Origin of the sequence: Streptomyces sp. MnatMP-M17, from assembly GCF_900091995.1 — a bacterium.
In the GTDB taxonomy this organism is placed as follows: domain Bacteria; phylum Actinomycetota; class Actinomycetes; order Streptomycetales; family Streptomycetaceae; genus Streptomyces.
In genome coordinates, this window is record NZ_FMDK01000141.1 from 1 (window position 1) to 10781 (window position 10781).

Below are 10781 nucleotides of genomic sequence, written 5' to 3' on the forward strand. Positions count from 1 at the left end.
GGCGGGCGCCGGCGCCTCGTGCTCGGCGGCGCCCGGATCCACCGCGAGCAGCCGCTCGCGCAGACTCGGGTTACGGATCTCCAGCACGTCCAGCACCCGCTTCACGGCCGCGCGGTCGTACGGCGCGCGCTCCAGATCCTGCGGGCCCTTGGGCAGCTCGACATCGCGCACCATCTCCGTGAGCCGCCGGTTGAGCTTGACCGACTCCAGATGGTCGCGGAAGTTCTGTCCGGCCTTGCCCTTGATCTCGTCGGCGCGCGTGGCGAGTTCATCGAAGGAGCCGAACTGGTTGATCCACTTCGCCGCGGTCTTCTCGCCGACACCCGGGATACCGGGCAGATTGTCGGACGGATCACCGCGCAGGGCCGCGAAGTCCGGATACTGCGCGGGTGTGAGCCCGTACTTCTCCTGGACCTTCTCCGGAGTGAAACGGGTCAGCTCGGAGACGCCCTTGGTCGGATACAGCACCGTCGTGTGCTCGCTGATGAGCTGGAACGAGTCCCGGTCGCCGGTGACGATCAGCACCTCGAAGCCCGCGGCCTCGGCCTGCGTGGCGAGCGTGGCGATCACGTCGTCCGCCTCGAAGCCGTCGATCGCGAAGCGGTCCGCGCTCATCGCGTCCAGCAGCTCCCCGATCAGCTCGACCTGTCCCTTGAACTCGTCGGGCGTCTTCGAGCGGTTCGCCTTGTATTCAGGGAACTCCTCGGAGCGCCATGTCTTGCGCGAGACGTCGAAGGCGACCGCGAAATGCGTGGGCGACTCATCACGCAAGGTGTTGGCCAGCATGGACGCGAAGCCGTAGATGGCATTGGTCGGCTGACCGGTCGCGGTCGTGAAATTCTCCGCGGGCAGCGCGAAGAACGCCCGGTACGCCAGGGAGTGCCCGTCCATGAGGAGCAGGCGTGGACGGTTGTCTGCGGTCTTCTTCGATGCTGTCTCAGCCACAGACCCGATCCTGCCACGTCGCACTGACAACGCCGCGCCGTCCAGCGACAGCCCCGCACCGTCCCCGCACCGCCGGACCGCCGGCCCGCGCCGTCGCACCGGCAACCCCGTCCCGCAACGATCCCGACACCGGCCGGACGTAACGTTGCCACAGAGGCGTGGGAGAATTGAATACTGTAGACAGTCGACACTTAGGCTCAAGGAGAGCGTGATGGCCAGCAAGCCGCCAGCAGGTGATCCGGCACAGGACTCGCCGCGGGTAACGGCCCCCAAACATGCCGCGGCGGGAATCCCCGCCGTCGCGCATTCACTCCTCATCTCACACCAGCAGATGGGCGTGCGCAGGACCGCACGGACGCTCCTCAAGGTCAACCAGAAGAACGGCTTCGACTGCCCGGGCTGCGCCTGGCCCGAGGGCGACCACCGGCACACCGCGGAGTTCTGCGAGAACGGCGCCAAGGCGGTCGCGGAAGAGGCCACCGTACGCCGCGTCACCCCCGACTTCTTCTCCGCGCACCCACTGTCCGACCTCGCCGCCCGCAGCGGCTACTGGCTCGGACAGCAGGGCCGTATCACCCAGCCGATGCTGCTGGACACCGCCGAGGATCCCGAGCACTACAGACCGGTGAGCTGGGATCGGGCCTTCGCGATCATCGCCGAGGAGCTGACCGCGCTCGGCTCGCCCGACGAGGCGCTCTTCTACACCTCGGGCCGCACCAGCAACGAGGCCGCGTTCCTGCTCCAGCTCTTCGCCCGCGAGTACGGTACGAACAATCTGCCGGACTGCTCCAACATGTGCCACGAGTCCTCCGGCTCGGCGCTTGTGGAGACCATCGGCATCGGCAAGGGCAGTGTCTCCCTGGAGGATCTCCACCAGGCGGATCTGATCATCGTGGCCGGCCAGAACCCGGGCACCAACCATCCGCGGATGCTCTCCGCGCTGGAGAAGGCCAAAGCGGCGGGCGCGAAGATCATCTCGGTCAATCCGCTGCCCGAGGCCGGTCTTGAGCGGTTCAAAAACCCGCAGACGCCTCTGGGCATGGTCAAGGGCGCCGCACTCACCGATCTCTTCCTCAAGATCAGGATCGGCGGGGACCAGGCCCTCTTCCGGCTGCTGAACAAGCTGATCCTCCGGACTCCCGGCGCGGTCGACGAAGCCTTCATCCGTGAACACACCCACGGGTACGAGGAGTTCACGGCCGCCGCCGACGCCGCCGACTGGGACGAGACGCTGACCGCCACCGGCCTGGAGCGCGCCGAGATCGAGGAGGCGCTCGCCCTCGTCCTCGCCTCGCAGCGCACCATCGTCTGCTGGGCGATGGGCCTGACCCAGCACAAGCACTCCGTGCCGACCATCCGCGAAGTCGTCAACTTCCTGCTGCTGCGCGGCAACATCGGCCGCCCCGGCGCCGGCGTCTGCCCGGTGCGCGGCCACTCCAACGTCCAGGGCGACCGCACCATGGGCATCTTCGAGCGGCCGGACGACGCCTTTCTCGACGCCCTGGACCGCGAGTTCGCCATCACCTCGCCGCGCCACCACGGCTACGACGTCGTACGGTCCATCGAGGCGCTGCGCGACGGCAAGGCCAAGGTGTTCTTCGCGATGGGCGGCAACTTCGTCGCCGCGACTCCTGACACCGATGTCACCGAAGCCGCGATACGCCGCGCCCGGCTCACCGTCCATGTGTCGACCAAGCTCAACCGCTCGCATGTGGTCACCGGCACCCGCGCGCTGATCCTGCCCACCCTGGGCCGTACCGACAAGGACATCCAGGCGGGCGTCCGGCAGATCGTGACCGTCGAGGACTCCATGGGCATGGTGCACGCCTCCCGCGGCAACCTCCCGCCCGCCAGCGCCCATCTGCTCTCCGAGCCCGCCATCGTCACACGGATGGCGCGCGCCGCTCTCGGCCCCGCGTCCCTGACTCCGTGGGAGGACTTCGAGAAGGACTACGGGCACATCCGCGACCGGATCGCCCGGGTGATCCCCGGCTTCGAGGACTTCAACGCGCGCGTGGCCGTCCCCGGCGGCTTCGCACTGCCGCACGCCCCGCGCGACGAGCGCCGCTTCCCCACCGCCACCGGCAAGGCCAACTTCACCGCGGCGCCCGTGGAGTACCCGAAGCTTCCCGAAGGCCGGCTGCTGCTCCAGACGCTGCGCTCGCACGACCAGTACAACACCACGATCTACGGACTGGACGACCGCTACCGCGGCATCAAGGGAGGCCGCAGGATCGTCCTGGTCAACCCCGAGGACGCGGCGGCGCTCGGCCTCGCGGACGGCTCGTACACCGATCTGGTCAGCGAGTGGAAGGACGGCGTGGAGCGGCGCGCGCCCGGCTTCCGGATCGTCCACTACCCGACCGCGCGCGGCTGCGCCGCCGCCTACTACCCGGAGACCAATGTGCTGGTCCCGCTGGGCGCCACGGCCGATACGAGCAACACCCCGACGAGCAAGTCCGTGATCGTACGGTTCGAGCCGTCGAGCTGAGAGCACGAGCCGAGAGCGGGAGGGCGGCCGGCGCCGACGACCTCGCGCCGGCCGCCCGTTCCGTACAGCGGTGCCGTGCCGCCCGTTCCGTACAGCCGTGCCCTACGCGCGTGCCGAGCCGTACGCCCCGCCCTGTCCCGTTTCCGTCTCCGCATGCCCGGTGCCGCTGTGATGCCCGCCCTAAGCGTTCGCTCAGTCATCTGATAAGCAGGACCGTGCACACAGCGCACGCCGAACGACCGCAGACGATCCGATCGGAGCCGGGCCCATGGGTGAGCAGTCCACCGCGAAGCTGCCGCAGGACATCATCGACGAGTACTCCGCGCTCGGCGTCGATCTGCCCGCGCTCTTCTCCGCCGGGCATCTCGGCACCCGGATGGGCGTGGAGATCGTCGAGGCGTCCGCCGAGCGCGTCGTCGGCACCATGCCCGTCGAGGGCAACACGCAGCCGTACGGGCTGCTGCACGGCGGCGCGTCGGCCGTACTCGCCGAGACGCTCGGCTCCGTCGGCGCGATGCTGCACGGCCGCAGCTCCAAGATCGCCGTGGGCGTGGACCTCAACTGCACCCACCACCGCGGTGTCCGCAGCGGAACCGTCACGGGCGTCGCGACGCCCGTCCATCTCGGGCGCACCACCACGACGTACGAGATCGTCATCACGGACGAGCAGGACAAGCGGGTCTGCACGGCCCGGCTGACCTGCCTCCTGCGCGACGCCGCACCGAAGTCCTGACACCGACACCCGCCCCGGCACCGAGCGGCTCCGCGGCGACGCACCCGGAAGCGGGCAGTTCCGGTCCCTGAACCGGGCGCCGCGACCGCATACCCGGGCGCGGCAGGCGCCCGATCGGGGCATCGGGCATCCCGTACCCGCCGTGGATGCCCGACCTCGTCACCTTCCGTAGCACCTCTCCCCAAGGTTCACGGCGACTCCACGCCTCACGGACCGAGCCCAGCCGAAGCGATCAGGAGCGATCAGGATCAGCCGGAAGCGATCGAGACCGGTCGGGAGCGGCAACCACACCACGGCATCCGGCCACCCTTCACCGTAAGAGCCGGACCCGCCCGGACCCGCACAGAAAACGATTGTTACGGCGCATATCCGGGATTGCGGAAAAGTCCCGCGGAATGCCGGATTCCCTTTCCTGGACGTAACACTCGGTAATAAACCCGCAATACAACAGCGGAGTCCCGCACTCGGCTCCGGCCGCCCCGACGATCCCGCCGCCACCCTCCGGCGGACGCACGCCGGCCACAAGCCCTCGTCAGCGCCGCTCCGCGCCGTCCTGCTGGTTCTCACCATCCGGACTGCCGAACGGTGTTAAACCGCCCTTTCCACCCCGTGTATCCGATCTTCGATTCTCTCCTGTCATAACAAGAGAGTCACAGCATGGCCTGGACCTCTGCACCATTCAGACCAGCGCGCTTAGAGTCACGGCCAGTCACCGCGCCACCGGATTACCTTCAGTTCGGTTCCCGCGCTCGACTCGGTACGTCCCAGGGGGGGCGGCCGTGCCAGGTGAAAGGACTGAATCGTGCGTCAACGTTCACTCATGGCCATGACGGCCGCCCTCACCGCGGGGACACTCGCGCTGACCGCCTGTGGCTCGCGGGACGAGAGCAAGGGCGGTACCACCGACGGTGGCGACACGACCGTCGTCATCGGCATCGACGCCCCGCTGACCGGCGACCTCTCCGCGCTGGGCCTCGGCATCAAGAACTCCGTCGACCTGGCCGTCCGCCAGGCCAACGAGAAGAAGTACGTCCCGGGCGTCACCTTCAAGTTCGAAGCCCTCGACGACCAGGCGCAGCCGTCCTCCGGCCAGCAGAACGCCACCAAGTTCGTCTCCGACAAGGACGTCCTCGGCGTCGTCGGCCCGCTCAACTCGTCCGTCGCCGAGTCCATGCAGAAGGTCTTCGACGACGCCAAGCTGGTCGAGGTCTCGCCGGCCAACACCAACCCGGCCCTCACCCAGGGCCCGGAGTGGAACGGCGGCACCAAGACGCGCACCTACAAGTCGTACTTCCGTACGGCCACCACCGACGCCATCCAGGGCCCCTTCGCCGCCCAGTACATCTACAACAAGGCCAAGAAGACCAAGGCCTTCATCATCGACGACAAGAAGACCTACGGCGCCGGTCTCGCCGGCACCTTCACCGCCGAGTTCGAGAAGCTCGGCGGCAAGGTCGTCGGGACCGACCACGTCAACCCCGACACCAAGGACTTCAGCGCCGTCGTCACCAAGGTCAGGAACTCCGGCGCCGACATCGTCTACTACGGCGGCGAGTACCCGGCCGGCGGTCCGCTGAGCAAGCAGATCAAGGACTCCGGCGCCAAGATCCCCGTCGCCGGTGGTGACGCCCTCTACAGCGCCGAGTACATCAAGCTCGCCGGCGCCGCCTCCAACGGCGACATCGCCACCTCCGTCGGCGCGCCCATCGAGACGCTCGACTCCGCCAAGGAGTTCATCGCCAACTACGAGAAGGCCGGCTTCAAGGAGGCCTACGAGGCCTACGGCGGCTACTCCTACGACTCCGCCTGGGCGATCATCGAGGGCGTGAAGAAGGTCGTCGAGGACAACGGCGGCAAGCTCCCCGAGGACGCCCGCGCCAAGGTCGTCGACGCCGTACAGAACGTCTCCTTCGACGGCGTCTCCGGGAAGGTCTCCTTCGACGAGTTCGGTGACACCACCAACAAGCAGCTCACGGTCTACTCCGTCGAGAACGGCGCCCACAAGCCCGTCGAATCCGGCACCTTCAGCTGATCCGCCGCTGACTCCGTAACTCCCACAGCCGCGCGGGGCGCCACACAATGCGCCCCGCGCGGTGCCACATCCGAAGAAAATCGGAGGACCCGCGGTGCACGAACTGCCGCAACAGCTGGTCAACGGCGTGCTATTGGGCTCCATGTACGGGCTCGTCGCCATCGGCTACACGATGGTCTATGGCATCGTCCAGCTCATCAACTTCGCCCACGGCGAGATCTTCATGACCGGCGGCTTCGGCGCCCTCACGGTCTGGCTCATGCTGCCCACCGGGACCACCATGTGGCTGGCCCTGCCGCTCATGCTCGTCGGAGCCGTCGTCGTCGCCACCACCATCGCCATCGGCGCGGAACGCTTCGCCTACCGCCCTCTGCGCGGCGCCCCCAGACTCGCCCCGCTGATCACCGCGATCGGCCTCTCCCTGGCGCTCCAGCAGGCCGTCTGGGCCTGGTACCCCGAAGCGAAGTCCGCCCGCACCTTCCCGCAGATCCCCGGCGGCCCCTTCCACATCGGCTCCGTCACCATCCAGACCGGTGACATCTTCCTCATCGCCGCCGCCCCGCTCTGCATGGCGATCCTCGCGTTCTTCGTGATGCGCACCCGCACCGGACGAGGCATGCAGGCCACCGCGCAGGACCGCGACACCGCCAAGCTCATGGGCGTCAACACCGACCGCATCATCGTCGTCGCCTTCGCCCTCGGCGCGGCCTTCGCCGCCGTCGGCGCCGTCGCCTACGGCCTCAAGTACGGCGTCGTCGAATACAAGATGGGCTTCCTCCTCGGACTCAAGGCGTTCACCGCCGCGGTCCTCGGCGGCATCGGCAACATCTACGGCGCCATGCTCGGCGGACTCGTCCTCGGCATCGCGGAAACCATGGCCACCGCATACATCGCGGACATCCCCGGTATGCAACAGCTCGGCGGCCAGTCCTGGGCCGACGTCTGGGCTTTCGTACTCCTCATCGTCGTACTCCTCGTCAGGCCACAAGGCCTCCTCGGCGAGCGCGTCGCGGACAGGGCGTGAGAACCATGACCACACAGACCCCCCTCGCGGACTCCCCCGACACACCGGACACCCCGCTCGCCGCGGCCGGACCGCCACGCCGCGGACTCGTCCCGCTGCCCGCCACCACCGCACGGGCCCTCGCGGCCGGCGGCGGCGCCCTGACGGTCATCAGCGCCTTCCTGGCCTGGACCTGGACCCCCGCCTTCCCCGGAGATCTCACCGTCTACGGATACCCCGGCGGCCTCCAGTGGCAGGTCCTCATCGCCGGAGCGCTCACCGTCCTCTTCGCGCTGGCCTCCTACGGCGTCAAAGGCACCCGCTGGCTCGCACCCGCCGGCGCCGACGCGGCCGTCAAACTCGCCGCCCTCGCCGCCTTCGCCACCGCCTGGTACACGCTCATCGCCATCACCGTGAAACTCGGCGGGCTCGCCAACCTCGAACCCGGCGGATACGTCACCGGCCTGGCCACCCTCGCAGCGCTCCTCGGAGCCCTCGGACTTCCCTTCGAGCGCCCGGCGACCGACCCCGCCGACCCCGAGGACACCGGCTGGGACCAGTACAAGCACAACGCCGGCAACCGCTGGACCGTCTTCAAGGCCGCCTTCGCCACCGGGCCCGTCAGCGCCTCACGCGCCCTGCCGAGCTATGTCGAGATCCTGATCATCACGGCCATCCTCGCGCTCGGCCTCGGCATCTTCACTTACGGCATCGGCACCGAGTACGACGAACTGTTCATCGGCTTCATGATCGTCGCCGGCCTCGGATTCGCCGCGCTCAACAAAGCCGGCCTCATCAGCCGCGCCTCCGAAATCACCGGCCGCCACCAGAACATCACCATCGCCGGCGCCTTCATCGCCGCCGCCCTGTTCCCCTTCACCCAGACCAACGACCAGTTCGCGACCATCGGCGTCTACATCCTGATCTTCGCCACCGTCGCCCTCGGACTCAACATCGTCGTCGGCCTCGCCGGACTCCTCGACCTCGGATACGTCGCCTTCCTCGGCGTCGGCGCCTACGCCGCGGCCCTCGTCTCCGGCTCGCCCACCTCACCGCTCGGAGTGCACTTCCCCTTCTGGGCCGCCATCCTCGTCGGCGCCGGAGCATCCCTCGTCTTCGGCGTCCTCATCGGCGCACCCACACTCCGCCTCCGCGGCGACTACCTCGCCATCGTCACCCTCGGCTTCGGAGAAATCTTCCGCATCACAGTCAACAACACCGACGGCACCTCCGGACCCGACATCACCAACGGCTCCAACGGCATCGCCTCCATCCCGAACCTCAACATCCTCGGGTTCGACCTCGGAGCCGAACACGCCGTCGCCGGCATCACCATCGGCCGGTTCGCCAACTACTTCTTCCTCATGCTGCTCATCACGGCCGTCGTCGTCCTCGTCTTCCGACGCAGCGGCGACTCCCGCATCGGCCGCGCCTGGGTCGCCATCCGCGAAGACGAAACCGCCGCACTCGCCATGGGCATCAACGGCTTCCGCGTCAAACTCATCGCCTTCGCCCTCGGAGCGTCCCTCGCCGGACTCGCCGGCACCGTACAGGCACACGTCACCTACACCGTGACACCCGAGCAGTACCTCTTCGCCTGGCCCGTCCCGCCCAACTCCGCGTTCCTCCTCGCGGCCGTCGTCCTCGGCGGAATGGGCACCATGAGCGGCCCCCTCGTCGGTGCCGCCCTGCTCTACCTCATCCCCAACAAACTCCAGTTCCTCGGCGACTACCAGCTCTTCGCCTTCGGACTCGCGCTCATCCTCCTGATGCGCTTCCGTCCCGAAGGGCTCATCCCCAACCGCCGCCGCCAACTGGAATTCCACGAAACCGCGGAAGCGCCCACAGTCCTCAGCAAGACAGGGGCCTGACCCATGACCACCGACACCACCACCAAGGACACCGCCCCGGCCACCACGCCCGGCGAAACCGTCCTCGACGCCCGAGGCGTCACCATGCGCTTCGGCGGCCTCACCGCCGTACGCTCCGTCGACCTCACCGTCGGAAGCGGCGAAATCGTCGGACTCATCGGCCCCAACGGCGCCGGCAAAACCACCTTCTTCAACTGCCTCACCGGGCTCTACATCCCCACCGAAGGCGAAGTCCGCTACAAGGGCACCGTCCTGCCCGCCAAATCCTTCAAAGTCACCGCCGCCGGCATCGCCCGCACCTTCCAGAACATCCGCCTCTTCGGCAACATGACCGTTCTCGAAAACGTGCTCGTCGGCCGGCACACCCGCACCAAAGAAGGACTCTGGTCCGCCCTCGTCCGCGGCCCCGGATTCCACCGCGCCGAAGCCGCCTCCCGCGCCCGCGCCATGGAACTCCTCGAATTCATCGGCCTCGCCGGCAAAGCCGAACACCTCTCCCGCAACCTGCCCTACGGCGAACAGCGCAAGCTCGAAATCGCCCGCGCCCTCGCCAGCGAACCGGGACTGCTGCTCCTCGACGAGCCCACCGCCGGCATGAACCCGCAGGAAACCCGGGCCACCGAAGAACTCGTCTTCGCCATCCGGGACATGGGCATCGCCGTACTCGTCATCGAGCACGACATGCGCTTCATCTTCAACCTCTGCGACCGCGTCGCCGTCCTCGTCCAGGGCGAGAAACTCGTCGAAGGCGACAGCCAGACCGTCCAGCAGGACGAACGCGTCATCGCCGCCTACCTCGGCGAACCCTTCGAAGGCGCGCCGGGCGCCGAAGAAGCCGCCGAAGTCGAAGCGGCGGAAACCGGGGCCGGGGCCACAGAAGCGGCCGAAACCGGGTCCGCGGGAGCCACCGGGTCCGCCGAGGCCACCGGGTCCGCAGGCAAGGAGAACGACCGATGACCGCACTGCTCGACGTCGAGGACCTGCGCGTCGCCTACGGCAAGATCGAGGCCGTCAAAGGCATCTCGTTCAGCGTCCAGGCCGGCGAAATCGTCACCCTCATCGGCACCAACGGCGCCGGCAAAACCACCACCCTGCGCACCCTCTCCGGACTGATCAGACCGCTCGGCGGCCAGATCAAATTCAATGGCAAATCCCTCAAGAAAACCCAAGCACACGACATCGTCGCCCTCGGCCTCGCGCACTCCCCCGAAGGCCGGCACATCTTCCCCCGCATGACCATCGAGGACAACCTGCTCCTCGGCGCGTTCCTGCGGAAGGACAACGACGGCATCGCCAGAGACGTCCAGCGCGCCTACGACCTCTTCCCCATCCTCGGAGAACGACGGAAGCAGGCAGCAGGCACACTCTCCGGCGGCGAACAGCAAATGCTCGCCATGGGCCGCGCCCTGATGTCCCAGCCCAAACTGCTCATGCTCGACGAACCCTCCATGGGACTCTCGCCGATCATGATGCAGAAGATCATGGCCACCATCAGCGAACTGAAGTCCCAGGGCACCACCATCCTGCTGGTCGAACAGAACGCACAGGCGGCGCTCTCACTCGCCGACCACGGCCATGTCATGGAAGTCGGCAAGATCGTCCTCTCCGGCAGCGGACAGAACCTCCTGCACGACGAATCCGTACGCAAGGCGTACCTCGGCGAGGACTGACCCGAGCGGTACGGCGTACGTATGGCAGGAGGCCCG

The 10781-nt window shown here is 67.9% G+C and carries 8 protein-coding genes; 7 read left to right on the plus strand and 1 reads right to left on the minus strand.

Features of this window, described 5'->3' with window-relative positions; translation table 11 throughout:
• Nucleotides 1–945: 5'-3' exonuclease (locus tag GA0115259_RS07445; protein WP_305129309.1), on the minus strand; the 945-nt coding region annotated here is incomplete at its 3' end.
• Between the two features lie 211 nt (nt 946–1156).
• Between GA0115259_RS07445 and GA0115259_RS07450 the strand changes: the two genes are divergently transcribed.
• The 7 genes from GA0115259_RS07450 to GA0115259_RS07480 all read left to right on the plus strand — a co-directional run bounded on the left by GA0115259_RS07450 (nt 1157) and on the right by GA0115259_RS07480 (nt 10745).
• Entirely contained in the window at nt 1157–3436 is a 2280-nt protein-coding gene (locus tag GA0115259_RS07450; protein ID WP_093592662.1) for an FdhF/YdeP family oxidoreductase, read from the plus strand.
• A gap of 268 nt (nt 3437–3704) precedes the next feature.
• Nucleotides 3705–4169 carry a hotdog fold thioesterase gene (locus GA0115259_RS07455; RefSeq protein ID WP_093592665.1) on the plus strand — a complete coding sequence of 155 codons (465 nt, stop codon included), beginning with the start codon at nt 3705–3707 and terminating at the stop codon, nt 4167–4169.
• Between the two features lie 802 nt (nt 4170–4971).
• Nucleotides 4972–6201: a branched-chain amino acid ABC transporter substrate-binding protein gene (locus GA0115259_RS07460; RefSeq protein WP_093592668.1), complete on the plus strand. Its 1230-nt coding sequence runs from the start codon at nt 4972–4974 to the stop codon at nt 6199–6201.
• Nucleotides 6202–6295: 94 nt separating this feature from the next.
• A complete protein-coding gene (locus GA0115259_RS07465) occupies nt 6296–7225 on the plus strand; it encodes a branched-chain amino acid ABC transporter permease (protein WP_093592671.1) in 930 nt (309 codons plus the stop codon).
• Nucleotides 7226–7230: 5 nt separating this feature from the next.
• Nucleotides 7231–9075 carry a branched-chain amino acid ABC transporter permease gene (locus tag GA0115259_RS07470; protein WP_093592674.1) on the plus strand — a complete coding sequence of 615 codons (1845 nt, stop codon included), beginning with the start codon at nt 7231–7233 and terminating at the stop codon, nt 9073–9075.
• Nucleotides 9076–9078: 3 nt separating this feature from the next.
• Nucleotides 9079–10032 carry an ABC transporter ATP-binding protein gene (locus GA0115259_RS07475; RefSeq protein WP_093592677.1) on the plus strand — a complete coding sequence of 318 codons (954 nt, stop codon included), beginning with the start codon at nt 9079–9081 and terminating at the stop codon, nt 10030–10032.
• Nucleotides 10029–10745, plus strand: a complete 717-nt coding sequence (locus tag GA0115259_RS07480) for an ABC transporter ATP-binding protein (protein ID WP_093592680.1) — start codon at nt 10029–10031, stop codon at nt 10743–10745. Before GA0115259_RS07475 ends, GA0115259_RS07480 begins: the two co-directional genes overlap by 4 nt.
• Nucleotides 10746–10781: the final 36 nt, after the last annotated feature.